This window comes from Streptomyces phaeoluteigriseus (genome assembly GCF_001896135.2).
Classification (GTDB): Bacteria; Actinomycetota; Actinomycetes; order Streptomycetales; family Streptomycetaceae; genus Streptomyces; species Streptomyces phaeoluteigriseus.
Genome location: NZ_MPOH02000019.1, coordinates 397,077 through 420,887, shown reverse-complemented (window position 1 = coordinate 420,887; position 23,811 = coordinate 397,077). Strand labels below are relative to the sequence as shown.

The window sequence follows — 23,811 nt, the reverse complement described above, 5'->3', positions numbered from 1 at the left end:
GCCATGACACCCTCGGAGCCCGCTGAGACGCGGACGGAAGACCGGCCGCCACGGCGACCGGCGGCACAGACGGCCACCCTTGCGGAGATCGCGCGCGAGGCGGGCGTCTCCGCGCCGACTGTTTCGAAGGTCCTCAACGGCCGCGCCGACGTCGCCCCCGCCACCCGCACCCGTGTCGAGGGGCTGCTGCGCGCCCACGGCTACCGGCGCCGCCGGGCCGAGGCGACCCGCTCGCCCCTGATCGACCTGGTCTTCCACGAACTGGAGAGCGCCTGGGCGATGGAGGTCATCCGGGGCGTGGAGAACGTCGCGCGGGACGCCGGGCTGAGCGTGGTGCTCAGCGAGAGCGCCGGGCGGCTCACCCCCGGACGGACCTGGGCCGACCAGGTCGCCGCCCGCCGCCCGCACGGCGTGGTGCTCGTGCTGTCCGGGCTCGACGAGTCCCAGCGGGCGCTGCTGACCAGCCGCTCCATCCCGTTCGTGGTGATGGACCCGGCGGGCGACCCCGGCGCCGACGTGCCCTCCATCGGTGCCACCAACTGGCAGGGCGGCCTGGCCGCCACCCGGCACCTGGTCGAACTGGGCCACCGGCGGATCGGGGCGATCAGCGGACCCCCGCAGATGATGTGCAGCCGGGCCCGGCTCGACGGCTACCGCGCGGCCCTGGAGACGGCCGGGCTGCCGGTCGACCCCGAGATGGTCAGGACCGGCGACTTCCACCACGAGACCGGCTACCGGCTCGGCCGCGAACTCCTCGCCCGCCCCGACCGGCCCACGGCCGTGTTCGCCGGCAACGACCTCCAGGCGCTCGGCCTCTACGAGGCCGCCCGTGAACTGGGGCTGCGCATCCCCGAGGACGTGAGCGTGGTCGGCTTCGACGATCTGCCGGTGGCCCGCTGGGTCGCGCCCGCCTGACGACCGTACGGCAGCCGCTGACCGAGATGGCCGAGGCGGCGGCCCGGCTGGTGCTGGAGCTGGGGCGGCCGACGAGGCGCCCACGGCGACCCGGGTGGAGCTGGCGACCAGCCTGGTGGTGCGGGCGAGTACCGGAGCGCCGCCCCTGGCCGGAAGTTGACGTATTGACGGGTGGGGATGACGCCCCCACACTCCTCCGAAGTCAATCGGTTGCACAACCGAAACTTTCGGAGGCGCCCGCAATGAGAACCTCCAGTACCTCAACGACACCCTCCGGTACGGCAGGGACACCGTCCAGTGCGGCAGCGACACCGTCCCGTCCGTCCACGGCACCCCCGGGTCCGGCCACGGGAGCGTCCGGTACCTCGTTCCGCGCCCGGCTCGCCGCCCTGCTCGCCGGGGTGGCCACCGTCGGCGCGCTGATCACCGCCGGAGCAACCACCGCCCACGCCGCCGACACACCGCTGCGCGACCTCGCCGCGGCCAAGGGCAAGGTCATGGGCACGGCGGTCACCGGCTCCAAGCTCACCGGCACCTACGGAGACATCGCCGGCCGGGAGTTCAACTGGCTCACCCCGGGCAACGCCATGAAATGGGGCTCGGTCGAGCCCACCCAGGGCACCTTCGACTGGGCCGAGGCCGACCGGATCGTGAACTTCGCCGAGGCCCACGGCCAGGAGGTGCGCGGCCACACCCTGGTCTGGCACAGCCAGAACCCCGACTGGCTGGCCAACGGCAGCTGGACGCCCGCCCAGCTCGGCACGCTCCTGCAGAACCACATCAACACCGAGGTCGGGCGCTACCAGGGCCGCGTCGCCGCGTGGGACGTCGTCAACGAGCCCTTCGACGAGGACGGCACCTACCGCCCGACCCTCTGGTACGACGGCCTCGGCGCCGACTACATCGCCAGCGCCCTCACCTGGGCACGGGCCGCCGACCCGGCCGCGAAGCTGTACATCAACGACTACAACGTCGAGGGCGTCAACGCGAAGTCCACCGCCCTGTACAACCTGGTGAAGTCGCTGAAGGAGCGGGGCGTCCCGATCGACGGGGTCGGCCTCCAGGCCCACCTGATCGTCGGTCAGGTGCCGGCCACCCTCCAGCAGAACATCCAGCGCTTCGCCGACCTCGGCGTGGACGTGGCCATCACCGAGCTGGACATCCGGATGCAACTGCCCTCGGACAGCGCCAAGCTCACCCAGCAGGCCGCCGACTACAAGGCCGTCATGAGCGCCTGCCTGGCGGTGACCCGCTGCACGGGCGTCACCGTGTGGGGCTTCACCGACTCCGACTCCTGGATCCCGGACACCTTCCCGGGGCAGGGCGCGGCGACGCCGTACGACGAGAACTACGCGCCGAAACCGGCGTACCGCGCGATCGTCGAAGCGCTTGGCGGGACCACGACCGAGCCGCCCACGGGTGCCTGCACGGCGGCCTACAGCGTCACCAGTCAGTGGAACACCGGCTTCACCGGGCAGGTGAGGATCGCCTGCTCGGGGGCGGCGCTGTCGTCGTGGAGGGCGAGCTGGAACTTCGGTGCGGGGCAGCGGATCACGCAGGCCTGGAACGGGACCTGCGCGCAGACGGGGGCGACCGTCACCTGTTCCAACGCCTCGTACAACGGGACGGTTCCCGACGGCGGTTCGGTCACCTTCGGGTTCAACGGCTCGTGGAGCGGCAGCAATCCGGTGCCCGCGGTGACCCTGGGGTGAGCGGGGGCAAAGGGGCGCCGGTGACTCGCCGACCGTGAGATTCTCCGAAGAAATCCCGCTCGGGCCGCCGTTCCTAACAGTCCGCTCATAATTCGGACGTACGTTCCTTCCGTGACGGGACACGACGCGAGCGGGCGCGGGCGCAAGCCCGGAGACGGGCACGGAGACGGCTACGAGGAAAGACAGCGGGGCCGGCGGTCCAGAACGCTCAAGGCCGTCGGCCTCACCCTGGCCGGCACCCTGGTGCTGGGCGTGGCGGCGGCGGGTGGGGTCTACTGGCAGCTGAACGACAACATCCGCGGCGTCGACGTCGACAGCGCACTCGGCGACAACCGCCCGCCCCGCGCGGTCACCACCCCGTCCCCGTCCGGCACCGCCACCGCCGCCCCGCTGCCCACCGGGGCCGTCAACATCCTGGTCCTCGGCTCGGACTCGCGCAGCGGCGAGGAGAACCGGCAGCTCGGCGGCGGCGACAGCTCCGGGGCCCGCTCCGACACCGCGATGGTCGTGCACATCGACGCCGGCCGCACCAGCGCCACCGTGGTCAGCATCCCGCGCGACACCCTCGTCACCCGCCCCTCCTGCCCGCTGCCCTCCGGCGGCTCGACGGAGGTCTCCCACGGCGCGATGTTCAACAGCGCCTACGCGCTCGGCGGCCCGGTCTGCGCGGTGAAGACCGTCGAGTCCCTCACAAACGTCCGCATGGACCACTTCGTCGAGGTCGACTTCGCCGGCTTCGCGAAGCTCGTGGACGCGCTCGGCGGGGTCACCGTCACCACCACCGAGGACATCGAGGACGAGGACAGCCACCTGAGCCTCGCCGCCGGCACCCACCATCTCGACGGCACGCGGGCCCTCGCCCTCGCCCGCACCCGGCACGGCATCGGCGACGGCAGCGACCTCGGGCGCATCGGCCTCCAGCAGACCCTGGTGAAAGCCCTGCTGGAGCAGATCGCCGCGACCGACCTGCTGACCAGCCCCACCCGGCTCTACCGGGTCGCCGACGCGGTCACCGGAAGCCTCACCACCGACACCGGCCTCGACTCCCTCGCCCAGCTGATGGAACTCGGCCAGAGCCTGAAGGACCTGTCCGCCGCGAACGTCACCACCGTCACCCTGCCGGTGCTGCCCGCGCCCTCGGACCGCAACCGGGTCGTGCCCGACGAGCCCGAGGCGAGCGAGCTGTGGGAGTCGCTCCGGCGGGCCTGATCCGGCACGCGAGCGGGCCGTCCGAAAAGATTCCGAAGATCTCCGGCGAGGGTGTCGATCCGGCCGCTCCCCGTTCGACGCATGGGTGAGAGGCCGGGAGGAGCCCGGCCCCCGCACCACCCGAGGAGTCACCGTGCCCCGCTACCTGTCCCTGGTGAGGATCGACGAGTCGAACGTGCCGGCCGAGGGCCCCAGCCCCGAGCTGATGCAGCGGATGGGCGAGCTGCTGGAGGAGATCACCAAGGCCGGCGTCATGCTCGACACCGCCGGCCTGCTGCCTTCCGCGCAGGGCACCCGCGCCCACCTCAGGGGCGGCGAGGTCTCCTTCACCGACGGCCCCTTCACCGAGACCAAGGAGGTCGTCGGCGGCTACGCGATCATGCAGTGCAAGGACAAGGCCGAGGCGCTCGAATGGGCCAAGCGCTTCCTGAAGGTCCACGGCGACGACTGGACCCTGACCCTGGAGGTCCGGGAGAGTCGGGGAGGGCTGATCCCGGTTCCGGATCGGGGACGTCCGGGGGCGGGGAGGGCTGTGGTTCCTTCCCCGCGACCCCGGCAGGGTGTTCGATGGTGGGCTGTGGACCAACAGCCCGCGGTCGGCCCTCCCAGCGCCACGGCCGCCATCGAAACCGTCTTCCGCCTGGAGTCGCCCCGCGTCGTCGCCGCCGTCGCCCGGATCGTCCGGGACGTCGGCATCGCCGAGGAACTGGCGCAGGACGCCCTCGTCGCCGCCCTGGAACGGTGGCCCCGCGAGGGCGTCCCCGACAACCCCGGCGCCTGGCTCACCGCCACCGCCAGGCACCGCGCCGTCGACCTGGTCCGCCGCCGGGAGACGTACGCCCGCAAGCTGGCGGAGATCGGCCGGAACCTCGAGACGACCACGCCCGCGCCCGAGCCCTCCGACCCCGAGGACATCGACGACGACCTGCTCCGCCTCGTCTTCACCTCCTGCCACCCGGTGCTGTCCGCCGAGGCCCGCATCGCCCTCACCCTGCGGCTGCTCGGCGGCCTCACCACGGCCGAGATCGCCCGCGCCCACCTCGTCCCCGAACCGACGGTCGCCCAGCGCATCGTCCGCGCCAAACGCACCCTGGCCAGGAAGAACGTCGCCTTCGAGGTGCCCTGTGGACCCGACCGGGAGGCCCGGCTCGAGTCGTCCTGGAGGTCATCTACCTGATCTTCAACGAGGGGTACGCGGCCACCGCGGGCGACGACTGGCTGCGGCCCGGCCTGTGCGAGGACGCCCTGCGGCTGGCCCGCCTGCTGGCCGCCCTGATGCCGAAGGAGCCCGAGGTGCACGGCCTGGCCGCGCTGCTGGAGTTCCAGTCCTCCCGCACGGCCGCCCGCACCGCCCCCGACGGCACGCCCGTCCTCCTGAAGGACCAGAACCGCCGCCGCTGGAACCGCATGCTCGTCTCCCGCGGCATCACCGCCCTCGGCCGCGCGGAGGCGGTGGCCACCGGCGCGCCCGGCCCCTACGTCCTCCAGGCCGCCATCGCCGCCTGCCACGCGCACGCGTACCGCTACGAGGACACCGACTGGCGTGCCATCGCGGCCCTCTACGGCCTCCTCGCCGTCCGCGTCCCGTCCCCGGTCGTCGAACTCAACCGCGCGGTCGCCGTGTCCATGGTCGACGGTCCGGAGCCGGCCCTGCGGATCGTCGACACCCTCGCCGCCGAACCGGCCCTGCGCGACTACCACCTGCTCCCGAGCGTCCGCGGCGACCTGCTCCAGCGCCTGGGCCGCGCGGCGGAGGCGCGCGCGGAGTTCGAGCGGGCCGCGCGGCTGACCGGCAACGAACGCGAACGGGGACTGCTGCTGCGCCGGGCCGCTCAGGCCGGGTGACCGACGAGCATCGTGGGCGCCCCGGCGACCCGGGTGAGGAACACGGTCGCCGAGTGCGGCCCCTGCGGCTTGACCTTCTTGCGCAGCTCCTCCGGCTCCACCGCCGAGCCGCGCTTCTTCACGGTCAGGATGCCCACCCCGCGCTCCCGCAGCAGCGCCTTCAGCTTCTTCACGTTGAAGGGCAGCCGGTCGGTGATCTCGTAGGCCGTGGCGTACGGCGTCGGCCGGAGCGTGTCCGCCGTGATGTAGGCGATGGTCTCGTCGACGAGCCCGCCGTCCAGGTCCCGCGCGACGTCGGCGACCAGGTGGGCCCGGATGACGGCACCGTCCGGCTCGTACAGATAGCGCCCGACCGGCCGGACCTGCGGGTCGGGCAGACCGGTGCCGAGCAGGGTGCGCGGGCCGGGGAGGAGGGTGGCGCGCACGGCCCCCGGCTCCGTGCCGAACCACAGCACGGCCTCCTTCACCTCCCCGCCGTCGGAGATCCACTCGGCCTCGGCCCCGGCGGGGACGACGTCGTGCGGGATGCCGGGCGCGACCTTCAACGCCCCGTGCGGAGCCTTCAGCGCCGCCCCGATCGCCCACGAGAGCGGCGGCGAGTAGGCCTCGGGATCGAAGATCCGCCCCCGCCCGCCCCGCCGCGCCGGATCGACGAACACGGCGTCGTACCCGCCCGTGTCGACCTCCGTGACATCCGCCTCCCGTACGTCGATGAGGCCGGCGAGCCCCAGCGCCTCGGCGTTGGTCCGGGCCACCGCCGCCGTCAGCGGATCGCGGTCGACGGCGAGGACCCTGATGCCCGCGCGCGCGAGCGCGATCGCGTCGCCGCCGATCCCGCAGCACAGGTCGGCGACCGAGGTCACTCCGAGCGCCTTCATCCGCTCGGCCCGGTGGCCGGCGACACTCGCCCGGGTCGACTGCTCGACCCCGTTGGGCGTGAAGAACATCCGCTCCGCGTCCTCGGCCCCGAACTTCGCCGCCGCCCGCTGTCGCAGCCGGGCCTGCCCGAGCGCGCCGAGACCAGCTCGGCGGGGTGCTCGCGGCGCAGCCGGGTGGCGACGGCCAGTTCGTCGGCGGGGGCGGTGCCGCGCACGGCGTCGAGGAGGGCGCGGCCCTCGGGGGTGAGGAGCGGGGCGAGGTCGTTCACCGGGTCATTGTGGGCCAGTCGGTGGATGGTGCGCCTCCGGCGGCGGTGTCGGACGGGGTTGCGCGCCGGTGACTGCGAGGATCCGGCGCCATGGGATCAGGATCAGTCGTACAAAATGACAAAAAGAGGATGCGCCGAGTGGGCGTCAGGACCGGCCTCGCCGTCCTCGCCCTGGCGGCCGTCGCCTCCGGCTGCGCACAGGGCACCAAGGGCCCCGGCGCCGCCGCGCGACCGGAACCCGTCCCGCCCCCGGCGGAGAGTCACCCCACGGGCAGGCCGGCGCCAAGCAGACCCACGCGGCCAAGATGCGCGCCGAGTACGCCGCCCGTGCCGCCGCGGCCCGACGCTGGGGGCTGAGGAAGGTCCCGCTGACACCCCCCGCGCCGCCCGTGACGAAACCGGCGATCACCACCCGCGAGGGCTTCGAGGTCGAGGACCACGAGGAACTGGGCCTCCCGCCGGTCTTCACCACCGTCCCCACCAAGGACAAGGTCGTCTTCCTCACCATCGACGACGGCGCCGAGAAGGACCCGGCGTTCCTGCGCATGATGAGCGACCTGAAGATCCCCTACACGGCCTTCCTCAGCGACTACCTCGTCAAGGAGGACTACGGCTACTTCAAGAAGATGCAGGACAGGGGAGTGACCCTCAACAACCACACGCTGCACCACCCCTACCTGCCCGACCTCTCCCACAGCCGCCAGCGACACGAGATCTGCGGCATGCAGGACGTCATCGAGAAGCGCTACGGCAAACGCCCCGAACTCTTCCGCCCGCCCTTCGGCAACTACAACCGCGACACCCTGCGCGCCGCGAAGAGCTGCGGCGTGAAGTACGTCCCGCTGTGGAGCGAGGAGGTCTTCGCCGACCACTGGGACTACCGCGAGTGGGACCGCGACCTCCACCCCGGCGACATCGTCCTCACCCACTTCCGCGGCCACGCCGACTGGAAGGGCACCATGCCCGACATGATCCGCCGCTTCCTGAACCTGGTCACCGAGAAGGGCTACGCGGTGGCCCGGCTGGAGGACTACCTGTGAGGAGGCGGGGGGCGACGGGGGCGGTCATGGCCGTGACGCTGGCCATGGCCGTGGCGGTGACCGGCTGTACCCGGTCGGCCGACCCGGTCGAACGCCTGGGCGCGCCGCGGCGGAACAGGGGCGGGTCGGAGGGGCCGGCGGGGGAGAAGCCGTACCGCCGCTGGGGCCTGACCGCATCCCCGCGGACGCCGAGCCCGCCTCCGAGTTCCGCTACCGCAACGCGGTCGTCGACCCCGACACCCTGTACACCGCCCCCACCCCGGCGGCCGCCCTCTCGCAGGCCGGCCCGGCGCGCCCGGCGGGCCCCGCGCTCCCCCCGGTCGTCGACCGGATCCCGACCCGCGACAAGGTCGTCTTCCTCACCTACGACGACGGCGCCGAACGCGACCCCCGGTTCGTCGACATGGTCCGTGAGCTGCGCCTGCCCGTCAGCATGTTCCTCACCGACAGTGTGGCGGGCCCCGGCTACGCCCACTTCGCCCGGCTGCGGTCGGTGGGGGCCGGCCTCCAGAACCACACCCTCGACCACGCCGCGCTGCGCGGTCTGCCGTACGCGGGCCAGCGTGCCGAGATCTGCGGCCAGCAGAACAAGCTCAAGTCCCGCTTCGGCCTGCGCCCCCGTCTGTTCCGCCCGCCCTACGGCGCGTACGACACGACGACCCTGCGGGCCGCCGCCGACTGCGGGATCACCGCGGTCGTCCTCTGGCGGGCCTCGATGGGTCCCACCGACCTCACCTACACGCATGGCTCCCACCGCCTGCGTCCCGGAGACATCGTCGCCGTGGACCCCGACGAGACGAGCGGCCCGACCCTGCGGGAACGCACGGCGAGGCTGCTGCGGCAGATCCAGCGGCAGGGCCTGACGGTGGGTCGCCTGGAGAACTACCTCTGAGCGCGGTCGGAAGAGTCCGGTCCACGCCGACCCGGCCGCCGCCGGCCTGGGCGAACGGCACGAGACCCACGCGCCCGAAGGCGCGAAACCCACGCGCCCGAAGATCCGGTTCCGGCGGACGCGCCGCACGAATCTGGCACTCCGCTTGACCGAGTGCTAACCGCGGTCATAGTCTCAGCTCTGGCACTCCCCAGTGGAGAGTGCCAACAACGCGACGGGCAGGTCCGGCACCCGCGACGACGGATCCACCTGGTCGCCACCTCAGACAGTTAACCCCGTGAGATCTCCGAAGGGGGAGGTCGGATCGTGACGACCACCAGCTCCAAGGTTGCCATCAAGCCGCTCGAGGACCGCATTGTGGTCCAGCCGCTCGACGCTGAGCAGACCACCGCCTCTGGCCTGGTCATCCCGGACACGGCGAAGGAGAAGCCCCAGGAGGGTGCTGTCCTTGCCGTTGGTCCGGGCCGCTTCGAGAACGGCGAGCGCCTGCCGCTCGACGTCAAGGTCGGCGACGTCGTTCTGTACAGCAAGTACGGCGGCACCGAGGTGAAGTACAACGGCGAGGAGTACCTCGTCCTCTCGGCTCGCGACGTTCTCGCGATCATCGAGAAGTAGTTCACCCGGATTCACCGGAAGCATTCTGCTTCAAGCTGCGCCCCTGGCCCCCGCGACCACATAAGAACCCGGGCGCCCGGGGCGCAGTGTCTTTTTCACCCAACAGATTCCCGAGAGGGCTCCCGCTGTCATGGCGAAGATCCTGAAGTTCGACGAGGACGCCCGTCGCGCCCTCGAGCGCGGCGTCAACAAGCTTGCCGACACGGTCAAGGTGACGATCGGCCCCAAGGGCCGCAACGTCGTCATCGACAAGAAGTTCGGTGCCCCCACCATCACCAACGACGGTGTCACGATCGCCCGCGAGGTCGAGCTCGATGACCCGTACGAGAACCTCGGCGCGCAGCTGGTGAAGGAGGTGGCGACCAAGACCAACGACATCGCGGGTGACGGCACCACCACCGCCACCGTGCTCGCCCAGGCGCTGGTCCGCGAGGGCCTGAAGAACGTCGCCGCCGGCGCGTCGCCCGCCCTCCTCAAGAAGGGCATCGACGCCGCGGTCAAGGCCGTCTCCGACGAGCTGCTGGCCTCGGCCCGCCCGATCGAGGAGAAGTCCGACATCGCCGCCGTGGCCGCGCTGTCCGCGCAGGACACGCAGGTCGGCGAGCTGATCGCCGAGGCGATGGACAAGGTCGGCAAGGACGGTGTCATCACCGTCGAGGAGTCCAACACCTTCGGTCTCGAGCTGGACTTCACCGAGGGCATGGCCTTCGACAAGGGCTACCTGTCGCCGTACTTCGTGACGGACCAGGAGCGCATGGAGGCCGTCCTCGAGGACCCCTACATCCTCATCAACCAGGGCAAGATCTCCTCGATCGCCGATCTGCTGCCGCTGCTGGAGAAGGTCATCCAGACCAACTCCTCCCGCCCGCTGCTGATCATCGCCGAGGACCTGGAGGGCGAGGCGCTCTCCACCCTGGTCGTGAACAAGATCCGCGGCACGTTCAACGCCGTCGCGGTGAAGGCCCCCGGCTTCGGTGACCGCCGCAAGGCGATGCTGCAGGACCTCGCGGTCCTCACCGGCGCCACGGTCATCTCCGAGGAGGTCGGCCTCAAGCTCGACCAGGTCGGCATCGACGTGCTGGGTTCCGCCCGCCGCGTCACCGTCACCAAGGACGACACCACGGTCGTCGACGGTGCCGGCAAGACCGAGGAAGTCCACGGCCGCGTCGCGCAGATCAAGGCCGAGATCGCGAACACGGACTCCGACTGGGACCGCGAGAAGCTCCAGGAGCGCCTCGCGAAGCTGGCCGGCGGCGTCTGCGTGATCAAGGTCGGCGCCGCCACCGAGGTGGAGCTGAAGGAGAAGAAGCACCGCCTGGAGGACGCCATCTCCGCGACCCGCGCCGCGGTCGAGGAGGGCATCGTCTCCGGTGGTGGCTCCGCGCTCGTCCACGCCGTGAAGGTCCTCGAGGGCAACCTCGGCAAGACCGGCGACGAGGCCACCGGTGTCGCGGTCGTCCGCAAGGCCGCCGTCGAGCCGCTGCGCTGGATCGCCGAGAACGCCGGCCTGGAGGGTTACGTCATCACCTCCAAGGTCGCCGAGCTGGACAAGGGCCAGGGCTTCAACGCCGCGACCGGCGAGTACGGCGACCTGGTCAAGGCCGGCGTCATCGACCCGGTCAAGGTCACCCGCTCCGCCCTGGAGAACGCCGCCTCCATCGCCTCCCTCCTCCTCACGACCGAGACCCTGGTCGTCGAGAAGAAGGAAGAAGAGGAGCCGGCCGCCGGTGGTCACAGCCACGGCCACTCCCACTGACGCACGTCAGCCACCGAGGCCCGGCCCCCGAAAGGGGCGCCGGGCCTCGGCGTTTCCGCGCCGACCGTCACCCTTCGCATCACCCGTCGTGCCGCACCAGGAACCGGACGGGGAACCAGGCGGGCGCCGCGAGCGCCGCCCGCCCTCCTTCGTGATTTGGCCGCGGATGTTCCCGACGGTTGAGGTCGCCGCTGCTCCGGCGCGGACGCCGGCCCCCCCGACCCTCACCGTGGACCGGTCTCGCCCCGCACCCCGCCCACGGTCTTCCCGGGCGCACCGGGCCGCAGGGCGACGCCCCAGTCCTCGGCGAGGGCCGCGACGAGCGTGGGCCCGCGCCTCCCGTCCGCGTCGGGCCGGCCGTCCCGGACGGGGCGCGGAAGCCGTTCGCCCCGCGCGTCGCTGACCTCGACGCGGATCCGTCCGGCGTCGTCGAGCCGTTCGAGGCGCAGAGTCCCGGCCGGGCACCCGCCCGTGGGTCACGGCGTTTGGCGGCCAGCTCGGCGACGATGCTCGACCGCGTCGTGCGCGGGCGGGCCGTGCCGTCGGCCCCAGGCGTCCATCCGGCACGAGGCGAACCGGCGGGCGAGCCGGGCGCCGCGCGGCGAGGCGGTGAAGCGGAGGGCCAGGACCGACTGGTCGGCGAGGAGGGGAGGCGGGGAGCGGCTGGTCGCTCCCGGCGGGGGATGTGGTCATGACCCGAAGATCCCGTGCCGCGACCGCCGTTCACCAGGTACGACACTCCCACGGTGGTGCTCTGTCGGGGTGCGGGGCGGCGGTGTCGGGCCTGTCGGGGCACGCGCCGGCCGTCCCCCCGGCACCGCGCGGGCGCGGACCCGGTCGCGTGGGCGGCGGGCGCACGCGTCGCCGCCCGGCACGGGAGCGTGTCCGGCGGTCCTCGCGGATCGCCGGACACGGGTGGAGCGTGCGGCGCACTCCTGGCCCTACCGGGCTCCCGCCTTCACCGGCGGGTGGGCGGGGGGCGGCGTGACCTTCGCCTCGGGAGTGGTCCTGGGCTCGGACGGCCGGCCTTCCTGGGACCGGGTGGACGAGGCGAACTCGTAGCCCGACCAGACGTCGCCGCCGCGCCAGGCGGAACCGTCCCAGACGTAGGCCGAGGCGACCGTCCCGTAGTAGCCCGCCCCGCAGGACTGCCAGCCGCCCCAGTTGTACACCTGCTCAGGTCCCCAGGGTCCGGGGAACTCGCCCCCCGCCTGGCCCGTGGCGCCGTACTTCCAGGGGCTGGTGCGGCACACCGCCCAGTCGGCGCCGTTCCACCGGTAGACGGTGCCCGTGCGGCGGCCCAGCCGTCAGGCTTGGCCTGGCCGGTCCCGCAGCCCTGGGTCAGGGCGTAGGTGTCCGCGTAGGCGAGGTTGCCGGAGAGCGTGCCGGGGCGTAGGTGGTCGATTCCCGCGGTTCCCTGGACGCACAGGCCGGCACCGTTGTACACGGTCACCCTGGTGGCCCAGGTCCACGCGTTCGCCGGTTGGGCCCAGACCGCGGCCATCATCAGCGCGACGAGCGCGCACAACGCGGCTTTCAGAGTCAGGCGGAGCGTTGCCATGGTTTCTCCGTTCCTCGATTCGCCTGCGGGACCGGGATCCGTGGGCCGTTTCCGGGCCCCGCCTGTCGGCGGAGGCCGCCGGTGCCGCGAACGGATCGGTGTGGTCCGTGGACGGCACGGTCGGGTACGGCGGCGGTGATCGGAGTCGGTCGGAACAGCGCCGACCGGCGGATGCGCTGTGGATGGGGGAGAAGGCCGACGTACTCACGGCCCCACGGGATGAGATGCGTTGTCGGGACCGCGAACCAGGCGGCCCCGAGAGGGTGAGTCCCGGTCGGCTCACCGCATTCCACCATAGGCGGCACGACCGTCCCACGCCTGTCGGCGGCAGCTACCCCGTCGGCGGCTCCCCGGCCCTGCCCGGCAGCCGCCGGGGCCCGACGGCGGACCGAGCGCCGGTTCAACGCTCAAGGACCGTGCGGGAGCGCGCACGACGGGCCCTCGGCCACGCAGATGTCCCGTCCGTGCGCACCGCGGGTCAGGAGCGGGGACAGGGCATCGGGATCCCGCGCGGAAGCAGGGAAGTTGAGGCAGCGGTGGCACAGTGTCTCCTCGCCGGTCGGCCGGAACGGCGTCGCCTGGGAGTGGTCGCCCTCGCACTCCCGGAAGGCGGCCAGCCGGACGGACAGGCGCTCGGGGCAGGGCTGTTCGGCGATCGGGGCAGGGGCGCCGGGACTCGGGCCCCTGAGGGCGGGCGCGTTGCCCGGTCCGGACACGGGCGGGGCGTCGCGGAGCAGGTAACGCAGGAGACCACCGGGGCGGTGGACCGGCGTGCCCTCGCCGGGGAGGTGGCGCAGGATGTGGGCGCGGACGGCGGCGGGGTGGTGTCCGGCGGCGAGCCAGCGGGCGGTGAGGTCCGTCAGCTCGGTGTGCATCGAGCGGGGGACGGTGCGCAGGGCCGGGTCGAGGTCGCCGTAGGAGGAGACGAGTACGCGGGCGGCTTCAGCCGGTCCGAGGGACTTCTGGGGGCCCGGCAGCCTCCGGCGCGGAGCCGTCCCGCTCGGCGGGAGGGTGGGAGGTGTTTCCCTCAGGGTCTTTCCTTGGACGACCGTCGGCGGGCGGAGGGGTCGGAGCACCGACCGCCGGAACACGGGGACTCGGAGCGACCTGCGGCGACACGGGGGCGGAGGGCGCCGGTACGGGCATCCGGGCGAGGAGCTTGGCGGCCTCGGCGGAGTTCAACGGCACCTTGCGGATGCGTTGTTGGGTGACCCAGTGGCTGCCGGGACCTTGCAGCAGCCGCTCGTGCACGAAGCCTTCGTCCTTGAGCTGGCGCTTGGCGCGGGTGAAGGCGGTCGCGCCGATGTCGGCGCGTTCGGCGGTGCGCGAGGGGTTCGCGCGCTCCCTCGGGGAGGGAGAGCTGCCAGGTGAGGAGTCGAACGGCGTCCGACGACAGCCGGGGATGCCGGATCAGGTCGTGGGAGAACTGGGTGAAGGCGCGGGGGCGCGGTGAGGAGGTGGCGAAGGCTCGGTATCCGTCATTCTTCCGGCGGTACGCGGAGCTGGAGGCGTAGGGCGGTCGAGCTGCACGCCTGCATCGGCCGGGCCGTCAAAGGGCTCTTGCAGACCGAGGAGTACGCGCGTGCGGTGTTCCGCATGTGGCGTCCGCTGCTGGACGGGGAGGCGATCGAGCAGGGCGTTTCCGCGCGCATGGAACGGCAGAAGCTGTTCGGACGGCGTCCGGCTCCACTGCTGAGCCTCGTCATCGACGAGCATGTCTTACGGCGGCCACTTGGCGGGCGCGAGGTCTGGCGCGGCGAATTGGAGCAGCTTCTGCTCTACGGCCACCAGCGCAACGTCGCGACGTTGATCATGCCGATGGAACGAGAGGAACATGCTGGTCTCGCAGGGCCGTTCACATTGATCCACTCGAAGAATCAGCGCAGGATGGCGCACATGGAAGTACGGGACGTGAGCGCCCTGTACGCGGAGCCGAAGAAGGTCAGCCCGCTGGAAGCGACGTACGGCGCCCTCCGGGCAGACGCGTTGACCGGGGGACGGCTTCCTCACGGTGGACCCCGACCAGTGGGCCGCGTTCGTGCGGATGGTCGCGCACGGCTGAGGTGAACGTGAAGGAGGGCGACCGCAACCCGGTCGCCCTCCGGCATCACCGGATCCGGCGGGAAGAGGTGGGCCCCGGCCCCCGGACGAGCGGAGGGGGCCCTGGCGGAACCTCGCGGGCTACTCCCCGAGTACCCCCAACTGCTCCAGCAGACCCGCCCGGTCGTACTGCCACCAGCCCTCGCAGATCATGCCGCCCCGGAAGCGCTGCCAGGTCATGCCGGTCATGGTGACGTTCCGCCCGGTGGCCGGGATGCCGACGAAGTCGCCCTGGTGGCGGGCGGTCCAGGTCCACCGGGTGCACACCCGGTCGTCCTGGGCGATCTGGTCGTCGACCCGGAAGGAGAAGTCGAAGGCTTTCCGCCAGCCCGCGAACTCCTCGCGCGCGGCCCGCAGCCCGTTGTCCCGCGGACCGGAGGGATCGTGGTCCACATAGTCGTCGGTCACTCGATCGAACATGCGGTCGATTTCGATCGTCCCGGCCTGCTCGAACCACTCCCGCGCCGTCGCGCAGTTCAGCTGCTCGTCGCGCACCACTTCCAGATCGGTGAAGGTCGGCATCTCGTCACACAACGCGACCATGTCCTGGAAGATCCTGTCGGTCTCCGGCAGGTTCGAGTTCCGCATCGCCTCCTCGTACGACGGGAACTCCACGATCTCGACGAAGTGCGCCGCGTCCGACCGGTCCTTCCCGACCAGCGCATGCGTCGCCGTCCGCTTTCCCTTCGTCTGTTCGACCCACGTGTCCATCAGCCGATCCATCTCGTCGAACCGGCTCGTCCTGCAATCGATGAGCTGTACGAACGTCATCGCGTCGCCTCCGGCCCCCCTGGGTCCGGCCCCGTCACACCCAATCCTCCCACCGGAGCCCGGTCGGCGCCGTTCCCTACTGCGGCCCGTACTTCCGTCCGGTCCGCGAGCTGACCCCGCCCAGCAGCGCCCGGGGCGTCACCTTCACCAGACCCATCAGCACCTTGTACCGGGGGTCGGGGATCGACACCGACTTCCCGCGCGCCAGGTCCGCCAGCGCCGCCGCGACCAGCTTGTCCGCGTCGAGCCACATCCAGCCGGGGATGTTGTCCGTGCCCATCCCGGCCCGCTCGTGGAACTCGGTGCGCACGAACCCCGGGCACAGCGCCATCAGCCGCACCCCGCTGCCCGCCAGGTCCTTCGCCGCTCCCTGCGTGAACTGCACGACCCACGCCTTGGACGCGCCGTACGTCCCACGCGGCACGAAGGCCGCCACCGAGGCCACGTTGACGACACCCCCGCGCCCCCGCTCCCGCATCGCCTCGGCCGCCGCCGACGTCAGCCGCAGCACCGCCTCGCAGTGCACCTTGAGCATCTTCAGCTCGTCGGCCATCGATACGTCGAGGTAGCGGCCCTTGTTGCCGAAGCCGGCGTTGTTGACCAGCAGGTCGACGGGGTTCCTGCGATCGCCGAGCCGGGCGGCCACCGCCTCGATGCCCTCGTCCGTGGCCAGGTCGGCCGTCAGCACCTCCGCCTCGATGCCGTGCCGGTCGTGCAACTCGGTCGCCTGCTCGCGCAGCCGGTCGGTGTCCCGGGCGACGAGGACGAGGTCGTGTCCGTCCGCCGCGAGCCGCCGCGCGAACGCGGCACCGATACCCGCGGTCGAACCCGTAATCAGAGCCGTTGTCATGGCAGCAGGTTAATGACCCGGAGTCCGGGCGTCCGCTCTCTGCACGCGCCCTGCGGAAAGTGAAGAAGCCGTGCGCACCTGCGCCTGTGACAGCGGCTCAGCCACCTTGCTTCTCGACGTACTTGCGGGCCGCCTCCAGTGCCTCGGGATGCAGGGCCTCGCCGGCCGCCAGCAGTTGGGGCAGCAGCTCCCGGTGTGTGGTGGTGGCCTGGAACTCCATCCGGGCCGTCACCCCGTGCTCCGGCAGGTGGACGATCTCTATGGGATCCCCCGCGCGGATCTCGCCCGGCACGATCACCCGCAGGTAGGCGCCCGTCGCGGCCTTCTGCGTGAACCGCCTCACCCAGCCCTTCTCACCCACATGGCCCTGGAAGGTGCGACAGGGAATCCGCCCCGACGTCACCTCCAGCACCACTTCCCGGCCGATCAGCCAGCGCTCACCGATCCGCGCCCCGGACACGTCCAGCCCGGTGGTGGTGAGGTTCTCGCCGAACGAGCCGTCGGTGAACGTGCGCCCCAGCTCACGCTCCCAGTCGTCCAGGTCCTCGCGCGCGACGGCGTACACCGCCTGGTCGTCGCCGCCGTGATGACGCAGGTGGCACACCGCGTCCCCGGCCAGCCCGCTCCCCGCGACCCCCTTGGGGCCGGGCGCGGCCACCCGCACCGGCCCCTCGACGGGCCGCTTGTCGATACCGGTCAGCCCCTCCGGGTGCTCGGTGTACGGAACGGCCTTCGGGCGGCCCACGTTGACGGACAGAAGCCTCATGGCGGCACGCTAAGCGACCGGCGGTCAAAGTGTCGACGCATTATTCGTCGCCGCCCCCAAGACTCACTTATGCGACTCGCCTATGCTCGAAGTATGATCGAGGCCCGTCATCTCCGCGTGCTGCGCGCCGTCGCCGCCACCGGGTCCTTCTCGGCGGCGGGCCGCGAGCTGGGCTGCACCCAGCCCGCGGTCAGCCAGCAGATGAAGGCCCTGGAGGCGTCCGTGGGCACGCCCCTGCTGGTGCGCAGCGGCCGCGAGATGCGGCTGACCCAGGCCGGCGACGCCCTCGTCCGGCACGCCGCCGGGATCCTCGCCGGACTCACCGCCGCCGAGGAGGAGGTCGCAGCCATCGCCGGCCTGCGCGCCGGCCGGGTCCGCCTGGTCTCCTTCCCCAGTGGCAGCTCCACGCTCGTCCCGACCGCGCTGGCCGCCCTGCGCGCCGCCCACCCCGGCACCCGCGTCTCCCTGGAGGAGGCCGAGCCGCCCGAGTCGGTCGACAAGCTGCGCGCCGGCGACTGCGACGTCGCCCTCGCCTTCCGCTACGAGGACGCGCCGGGCGCCGAGGAGTGGCCGGACCTGGTCGTGCGCCCCCTGCTGACGGATCGTCTCGTCGCCCTCCTGCCCGAACGGCACCGGCTCGCGCGCGCGGACTCCCTCGCCATCGGCGAACTGGCCCGCGAGCCGTGGATCGCCGGCTGCCCGCGCTGCCGCGGCCGGCTGGTGGAGGTGTGCGAGGCCGCCGGCTTCACCCCCCGCATCGACTTCGCGACCGACGACTACCCGGCGGTGGCCGGCCTGGTGGGCGCGGGCCTGGGCGTCGCCGTCCTCCCCCAGCTCGCGATCGAGTCCGTACGGCAGCGGGGAGCCCGCGCGGTGACCCTGGAACCGGCGGTACGGCGGGAGGTCGTCGCGCTCACCCTCCCCGACCTGGCCCAGGTGCCGGCGGTGGCGGCCACGCTGGAGCAACTGGGGCGGGCGGCGGCGCGGTAGCCGTACCGGGCGGCAGGGGGCGTGCGGGCGGGTCGTGCGGGCAGGTCGTGGGGGCGCGTCATGGAGGCGCGTTGTTCAGGCGTGTCGTACAAGCAAGGAGGGCACACGCGGGTGCGGGTGCCCTCAGCCTTGTGGAGAAACGTTCCTTCAACTGTTCGAAACACCGCTCGAGCCGGCCGACGCCGACACCAGGCGGTTGCGCGCCCGCCCCATGAGCTCCTCGCGCTCGTCCTCGGTCAGCCCGCCCCAGACGCCGTACGGCTCTCTCACCGCCAGCGCGTGCGCCGCGCACTGTGCGCGCACCGGGCACCTCATGCAGACCTCCTTGGCCGAGTTCTCGCGAGCGCTCCGCGCCGCCCCGCGCTCGCCCTCGGGATGAAAGAAGAGCGAGCTGTCCACCCCGCGGCAGGCGGCCAGGAGCTGCCAGTCCCACAGGTCCGCGTTCGGTCCGGGAAGGCGGGAGAAATCTGCCATTGCGTGACCCCTTGTAGCCGTGCTGAGCGGATACGGTGCCCACGACCGTACAACTACGATCTAAGGAGATGAAAATATGACTCATTGCGAATCTAGCCTCAGACACCAGTAAATGGGAAGAAATAGGGCCGAATGGGGCACGGGTTGTGGTGAAAGGTTGAGGGTCCGCGCGGGTCTCTCCACCGTGTCCACTCCCTCACGTAGAGTGCCGAAGAATGCACGCGGCCCCGTAACTCTTTCGAGTGACCATCGTTGAGAGTGCGGTGGCGGTTGAAAACACAAACGCTCGGGCAAGCGTCCGAGACGGTCGACCGCACAGGTGACGATACGTACCAGCCTGGAGGCACAAGGTGACGCGCATCAGCTGCGGAGGGCGGCCATGACTTCCGTCCTCGTCTGCGACGACTCCCCGCTTGCCCGAGAGGCGCTCCGCCGCGCGGTCGCGACCGTGCCCGGCGTCGAGCGCGTGACGACGGCGGCCAACGGCGAGGAAGTCCTCCGCCGCTGGGGTGCCGACCGCTCGGACCTGATTCTGATGGACGTGCGCATGCCCGGACTGGGCGGTGTCGAAACCGTCCGACGGCTGCTGTCCGCCGACCCGGGCGCACGCATCATCATGCTGACCGTCGCCGAGGATCTCGACGGCGTCGCACTCGCGGTCGCCGCCGGCGCCCGCGGCTATCTGCACAAGGACGCCTCGCGCGCCGAACTGCGCGCGACGGTCACCCAGGCCCTCGCGGACCCCACGTGGCGGCTCGCCCCGCGGCGCCTGCGCTCGGCCGAGATGGGCGCGGCGCCCACGCTCACCGCGCGCGAGATCCAGGTCCTCGAAGGCATGAGTCACGGCCGCTCCAACGCCGAGATCGGCCGCGAGCTGTTCCTCTCCGAGGACACCGTCAAGACCCACGCCCGCCGGCTGTTCAAGAAGCTCGGTGCCTCGGACCGCGCGCACGCGGTGGCGCTGGGCTTCCGGTGGGGACTGGTCCGCTAGGACCCGTCCGGCCGGTCCCGGTCGCCCCGCCTGCCCGGCGGCCGCTCGCTCTCCCGGCGGGCGGCGGCACGTGCCGGACACCGGTGAGGTGGTCCGGCGCGTGAGTTCGCCGACATCGTCGGCGGAGGCGCGGGCGCCGGTGCCGGGTCCGGCCCGTTCGGTCGGCCCCTTCGGTCGGGCGTCTTCGGTGCCACGGCCGTACGGCCCTGCTGCGGACTTCTTCGGTCGGCGGCAGCGCTGGACAGGCTGCGCCGACGGACTTTTCGAGCAAGCCCATCCCAGTGGACAGGAGCGGGGGAATGGATGAACCTCCCTGCTCGCGCGGGGTTCTGGGCTTGCGGGAACCCCCCGCCGGCCGGGCGTCGACCGGGGGCGGAACAGGGCCTCGCCGGTCGCCCGCTGCTCGTTTCGCCGCTGATGCCGCATCCTTGAGGGGTGGAGTTCCTCGGGGACAAGTCGGTCGAGCGGGAGGGGAGGGCGCAGGGGATGAGTTCCGGCGCACCTGCTCATAACGCTTCGGTGCACAACGACGGGCACGGTGCCGCGGCCGGTCCGGCCGCAGTGCACCATGGACCGATGCGCGAAGACGAGGCGGTCCGTGCCCCCGGGGTGATCGGCGGACTCGTGCACCGCGCGGTCGACGGGGACGAGCAGGCCACACACGACCTTCTCGCCCATGTCCACCCCCTCGCCCTGCGGTACTGCCGCACCCGGCTGTCCCGGCTTCCCGGCGACGCACGCCACTTCGTGGAGGACCTCGCGCAGGAGGTCTGCGTGGCCGTCCTCCTCGCCCTCCCGCGCTACAAGGACACGGGCCGTCCCTTCGAGGCCTTCGTCTTCGCCATCGCCGCGCACAAGGTCGCCGACCTCCAGCGCGCGGCGATGCGCCACCCCGGCTCCACGGCGGTTCCCTCCGACGAGATGCCGGAACGTCCCGACGACTCCCTCGGTCCGGAGGAGCGGGCCCTGCTGAGCAGCGACGCCGAATGGGCGAAGAAGCTGCTCGCCAACCTGCCCGACAACCAGCGGGAGCTGCTCCTGCTGCGCATCGCGGTCGGCCTCACGGCGGAGGAGACCGGTCAGATGTTGGGAATGTCACCCGGGGCCGTGCGCGTGGCCCAGCACCGCGCGCTCAGCAGGCTGCGCGCCCTCGCCGAGCAGTAGTCCCGCTGCGGCCCCGCCGCACCCCCTCCGCCGAACGAAGCACGGGCCCAACGCCGGACCGGCCGAGGCGCCCACGCCGAACAGGCGGACGGCCCCTTCCGTGAACAGGCCGCCCGCCGCCGCCGTACGAACATGCGGAGCCGGAGTCACATCGGACCGTGGAATTCGGGAGGTGCGCTTCCCGTTAGCATGGACATCCGCACCGATCAAGGCCATTTGGGGAAGGTGTCATGACTGCCAACGTCGACGGAGTGCCCGGAAAATTCGCGACGCTCGGGCTGACCTACGACGACGTGCTGCTGCTGCCGGGCCCGTCGGACATGGCTCCCGACGAGATCGACACCGCCTCGTACGTCTCCAGGAACGTGCGGGTGAACATCCCGCTCCTGTCCGCCGCCATGGACAAGGTCACCGAATCGCGCATGGCGATCTCGATGGCCCGCCAGGGCGGCGTCGGTGTACTGCACCGCAACCTCTCCATCGCGGACCAGGCCAACCAGGTCGACCTCGTGAAGCGCTCCGAGTCCGGCATGGTGACCGACCCGATCACCATCCACCCGGACGCCACGCTCGCCGAGGCCGACGCGCTCTGCGCCAAGTTCCGCATCAGCGGCGTCCCGGTCACCGACGGCAACAAGAAGCTGCTCGGCATCGTCACCAACCGTGACATGGCCTTCGAGACCGACCGCACGCGCCGCGTCCGCGAGGTCATGACGCCGATGCCGCTGGTCACGGGCAAGGTCGGCATCTCCGGCGTGGAGGCCATGGAGCTGCTGCGCCGCCACAAGATCGAGAAGCTGCCGCTCGTCGACGACGAGGGTCACCTCAAGGGCCTGATCACGGTCAAGGACTTCGTCAAGGCGGAGAAGTACCCGCTCGCCGCGAAGGACGCCGAGGGCCGCCTCATCGTCGGTGCCGCGGTCGGCGTCGCCGGTGACGCCTTCGAGCGCGCCCAGGCTCTCATCGAGGCGGGCGCCGACTTCATCGTCGTGGACACCGCGCACGGCCACTCGCGCCTGGTCGGCGACATGATCGCCAAGATCAAGTCCAACCACACGCGCGTGGACGTCATCGGCGGCAACGTCGCCACCCGCGACGGCGCCCAGTCCCTCGTCGACGCCGGCGCGGACGCCATCAAGGTCGGTGTCGGCCCGGGCTCCATCTGTACGACCCGTGTCGTCGCCGGCATCGGTGTCCCGCAGGTCACCGCCATCTACGAGGCCGCGCTGGCCGCCAAGGAGGCCGGTGTCCCGGTCATCGGCGACGGCGGCCTCCAGTACTCGGGCGACATCGCCAAGGCCCTCGTCGCGGGCGCCGACACCGTGATGCTGGGCTCGCTGCTCGCGGGCTGCGAGGAGTCGCCCGGCGAGCTGCTGTTCATCAACGGCAAGCAGTTCAAGTCGTACCGCGGCATGGGTTCCCTGGGTGCCATGCAGACCCGCGGCGAGCGCAAGTCGTTCTCCAAGGACCGGTACTTCCAGGAGGGCGTCGCCTCCGACGAGCAGCTGATCCCCGAGGGCATCGAGGGCCAGGTGCCGTACCGCGGCCCGCTGTCCTCCGTCGTCCACCAGCTGGTCGGCGGACTGCGCCAGTCGATGTTCTACGTCGGCGGCCGTACCGTTCCGGAGCTTCAGGACAACGGCCGGTTCGTCCGGATCACCTCGGCGGGTCTCAAGGAGAGCCACCCGCACGACATCCAGATGACGGTCGAGGCGCCGAACTACAGCGGTAAGAAGTAGCGGCACGCGCGCGTGCGTCCGTCTCACACGACTGAGGGCGGCCCCGGATTGCCGTCCGGGCGCCCTTGTCGTGCCCGTCGGCGATACTGGTAGACGCTGCAACGCATCAGGGAAAGGCCACACACGTGACTGAGATCGAGATCGGGCGCGGCAAGCGCGGCCGCCGGGCGTACGCCTTCGACGACATCGCCGTCGTCCCCAGCCGCCGTACGCGGGACCCGAAGGAGGTCTCGATCGCCTGGCAGATCGACGCCTACCGTTTCGAGCTGCCCTTCCTGGCCGCCCCCATGGACTCCATCGTCTCCCCCGCCACCGCGATCCGCATCGGCGAACTGGGCGGCCTGGGCGTGCTGAACCTCGAAGGCCTGTGGACGCGGTACGAGGACCCGCAGCCGCTGCTGGACGAGATCGCCAAGCTGCCCGTCGACAAGGCGACCCGCCGGCTCCAGGAGATCTACTCCGCGCCGATCAAGGAGGAGCTGATCGGGCAGCGCCTCAAGGAGGTGCGCGACTCGGGCGTGGTCACCGCCGCCGCACTCTCCCCGCAGCGCACGGCCCAGTTCTCCAAGGCCGTCGTCGACGCGGGCGTGGACATCTTCGTCATCCGCGGTACGACGGTCTCCGCGGAGCACGTCTCCGGCTCGCACGAGCCGCTGAACCTGAAGCAGTTCATCTACGAACTCGACGTCCCGGTGATCGTCGGCGGCTGCGCCACCTACACGGCGGCCCTGCACCTGATGCGCACCGGTGCGGCGGGCGTCCTCGTCGGTTTCGGCGGCGGCGCGGCGCACACCACGCGCAACGTGCTCGGTATCCAGGTCCCGATGGCGACTGCGGTGGCCGATGTCGCCGCCGCCCGCCGCGACTACATGGACGAGTCCGGCGGCCGGTACGTGCACGTGATCGCGGACGGCGGCGTCGGCTGGTCCGGTGACCTGCCCAAGGCCGTCGCCTGCGGCGCCGACGCGGTGATGATGGGCTCCCCGCTCGCGCGCGCGACCGACGCGCCCGGCCGCGGCCACCACTGGGGCATGGAGGCCGTCAACGAGGAGCTGCCGCGTGGCCAGAAGGTCGACCTCGGCACGGTCGGCACCATCGAGGAGGTCCTCACCGGCCCGTCCCACACGCCGGACGGCTCGATGAACTTCTTCGGCGCCCTGCGCCGCGCCATGTCCACCACCGGTTACAGCGAGCTGAAGGAGTTCCAGCGCGTCGAGGTGACGGTGGCGGACTCGGTGCACCGGCGCTAGCCCGACGGTAGTTCGCAGGACTTC

Annotated in this window: 17 protein-coding genes and 5 pseudogenes; 15 read left to right on the top strand and 7 right to left on the bottom strand. The window is 71.8% G+C overall.

Annotated features, from left to right (window positions below; genetic code table 11):
• Positions 1 to 3: 3 nt before the first annotated feature.
• From BM536_RS31455 to BM536_RS31435, 5 genes and pseudogenes are all read left to right on the top strand, one after another.
• Positions 4 to 1,075: pseudogene (locus tag BM536_RS31455) on the top strand (LacI family DNA-binding transcriptional regulator).
• A gap of 82 nt (positions 1,076 to 1,157) precedes the next feature.
• Positions 1,158 to 2,627 carry a glycoside hydrolase family 10 protein gene (locus tag BM536_RS31450; protein WP_079275175.1) on the top strand — a complete coding sequence of 490 codons (1,470 nt, stop codon included), beginning with the start codon at positions 1,158 to 1,160 and terminating at the stop codon, positions 2,625 to 2,627.
• A 228-nt stretch (positions 2,628 to 2,855) separates the two neighbouring features.
• Entirely contained in the window at positions 2,856 to 3,836 is a 981-nt protein-coding gene (locus tag BM536_RS31445) for an LCP family protein (protein ID WP_245873928.1), read from the top strand.
• A 133-nt stretch (positions 3,837 to 3,969) separates the two neighbouring features.
• Positions 3,970 to 4,323, top strand: a pseudogene (locus BM536_RS31440) (YciI family protein); the annotation flags it as partial.
• 90 nt (positions 4,324 to 4,413) lie between these two features.
• A pseudogene (locus tag BM536_RS31435) lies at positions 4,414 to 5,681 on the top strand (RNA polymerase sigma factor).
• Here BM536_RS31435 and BM536_RS31430 read toward each other — a convergent pair.
• A pseudogene (locus BM536_RS31430) lies at positions 5,669 to 6,828 on the bottom strand (THUMP-like domain-containing protein). The pseudogenes BM536_RS31435 and BM536_RS31430 sit on opposite strands and share 13 nt — an antisense overlap.
• 129 nt (positions 6,829 to 6,957) lie before the next feature.
• Between BM536_RS31430 and BM536_RS31425 the strand changes: the two are divergent.
• From BM536_RS31425 to groL, 4 genes and pseudogenes are all read left to right on the top strand, one after another.
• A pseudogene (locus BM536_RS31425) lies at positions 6,958 to 7,868 on the top strand (polysaccharide deacetylase family protein).
• 331 nt (positions 7,869 to 8,199) lie between these two features.
• A complete protein-coding gene (locus BM536_RS31420; RefSeq protein ID WP_245873927.1) occupies positions 8,200 to 8,760 on the top strand; it encodes a polysaccharide deacetylase family protein in 561 nt (186 codons plus the stop codon).
• Between the two features lie 306 nt (positions 8,761 to 9,066).
• Positions 9,067 to 9,375, top strand: coding sequence for a co-chaperone GroES (groES, locus tag BM536_RS31415; RefSeq protein ID WP_020132158.1), 309 nt, complete (start codon positions 9,067 to 9,069; stop codon positions 9,373 to 9,375).
• Between the two features lie 130 nt (positions 9,376 to 9,505).
• Positions 9,506 to 11,131 carry a chaperonin GroEL gene (gene groL, locus BM536_RS31410; protein WP_073494477.1) on the top strand — a complete coding sequence of 542 codons (1,626 nt, stop codon included), beginning with the start codon at positions 9,506 to 9,508 and terminating at the stop codon, positions 11,129 to 11,131.
• A gap of 941 nt (positions 11,132 to 12,072) precedes the next feature.
• Here the strand turns inward: groL and BM536_RS31400 are convergent.
• Positions 12,073 to 12,384 carry a hypothetical protein gene (locus tag BM536_RS31400; protein WP_073494475.1) on the bottom strand — a complete coding sequence of 104 codons (312 nt, stop codon included), beginning with the start codon at positions 12,382 to 12,384 and terminating at the stop codon, positions 12,073 to 12,075.
• Between the two features lie 715 nt (positions 12,385 to 13,099).
• Positions 13,100 to 13,768 (bottom strand): hypothetical protein, encoded by a 669-nt coding sequence (locus tag BM536_RS41935; RefSeq protein WP_211362985.1) that lies wholly within the window; start codon positions 13,766 to 13,768, stop codon positions 13,100 to 13,102.
• 484 nt (positions 13,769 to 14,252) lie between these two features.
• Here BM536_RS41935 and BM536_RS31390 point away from each other — a divergent pair, with 484 nt between their 5' ends.
• The gene (locus BM536_RS31390; protein WP_211362984.1) at positions 14,253 to 14,759 is read left to right on the top strand and encodes a DUF5753 domain-containing protein; all 507 of its coding nucleotides are present in this window, start codon (positions 14,253 to 14,255) and stop codon (positions 14,757 to 14,759) included.
• Between the two features lie 114 nt (positions 14,760 to 14,873).
• Here the strand turns inward: BM536_RS31390 and BM536_RS31385 are convergent, their stop codons facing one another.
• From BM536_RS31385 to BM536_RS31375, 3 genes are all read right to left on the bottom strand, one after another.
• The gene (locus BM536_RS31385; RefSeq protein ID WP_073494470.1) at positions 14,874 to 15,563 is read right to left on the bottom strand and encodes an ester cyclase; all 690 of its coding nucleotides are present in this window, start codon (positions 15,561 to 15,563) and stop codon (positions 14,874 to 14,876) included.
• 76 nt (positions 15,564 to 15,639) lie between these two features.
• Entirely contained in the window at positions 15,640 to 16,413 is a 774-nt protein-coding gene (locus tag BM536_RS31380; RefSeq protein WP_073494468.1) for an SDR family NAD(P)-dependent oxidoreductase, read from the bottom strand.
• A 97-nt stretch (positions 16,414 to 16,510) separates the two neighbouring features.
• Positions 16,511 to 17,179 carry an MOSC domain-containing protein gene (locus BM536_RS31375; RefSeq protein WP_073494466.1) on the bottom strand — a complete coding sequence of 223 codons (669 nt, stop codon included), beginning with the start codon at positions 17,177 to 17,179 and terminating at the stop codon, positions 16,511 to 16,513.
• Between the two features lie 93 nt (positions 17,180 to 17,272).
• On the opposite strand from BM536_RS31375, the gene BM536_RS31370 reads away from it, so the two are divergent.
• Positions 17,273 to 18,169 (top strand): LysR family transcriptional regulator, encoded by an 897-nt coding sequence (locus BM536_RS31370; protein WP_073494465.1) that lies wholly within the window; start codon positions 17,273 to 17,275, stop codon positions 18,167 to 18,169.
• Between the two features lie 147 nt (positions 18,170 to 18,316).
• On the opposite strand, the gene BM536_RS31365 is transcribed toward BM536_RS31370, so the two are convergent.
• Positions 18,317 to 18,643 carry a WhiB family transcriptional regulator gene (locus BM536_RS31365; protein ID WP_073494463.1) on the bottom strand — a complete coding sequence of 109 codons (327 nt, stop codon included), beginning with the start codon at positions 18,641 to 18,643 and terminating at the stop codon, positions 18,317 to 18,319.
• Positions 18,644 to 19,022: 379 nt separating this feature from the next.
• Here BM536_RS31365 and BM536_RS31360 point away from each other — a divergent pair, with 379 nt between their 5' ends.
• The 4 genes from BM536_RS31360 (at position 19,023) to BM536_RS31345 (ending at position 23,787) form a co-directional block, all read left to right on the top strand.
• A complete protein-coding gene (locus tag BM536_RS31360) occupies positions 19,023 to 19,634 on the top strand; it encodes a response regulator transcription factor (RefSeq protein ID WP_003948568.1) in 612 nt (203 codons plus the stop codon).
• A gap of 576 nt (positions 19,635 to 20,210) precedes the next feature.
• Positions 20,211 to 20,798 (top strand): sigma-70 family RNA polymerase sigma factor, encoded by a 588-nt coding sequence (locus BM536_RS31355; protein WP_073494462.1) that lies wholly within the window; start codon positions 20,211 to 20,213, stop codon positions 20,796 to 20,798.
• A 230-nt stretch (positions 20,799 to 21,028) separates the two neighbouring features.
• Entirely contained in the window at positions 21,029 to 22,537 is a 1,509-nt protein-coding gene (guaB, locus tag BM536_RS31350; protein WP_073494460.1) for an IMP dehydrogenase, read from the top strand.
• 125 nt (positions 22,538 to 22,662) lie between these two features.
• Entirely contained in the window at positions 22,663 to 23,787 is a 1,125-nt protein-coding gene (locus BM536_RS31345; RefSeq protein WP_073494458.1) for a GuaB3 family IMP dehydrogenase-related protein, read from the top strand.
• Positions 23,788 to 23,811 lie beyond the last annotated feature (24 nt).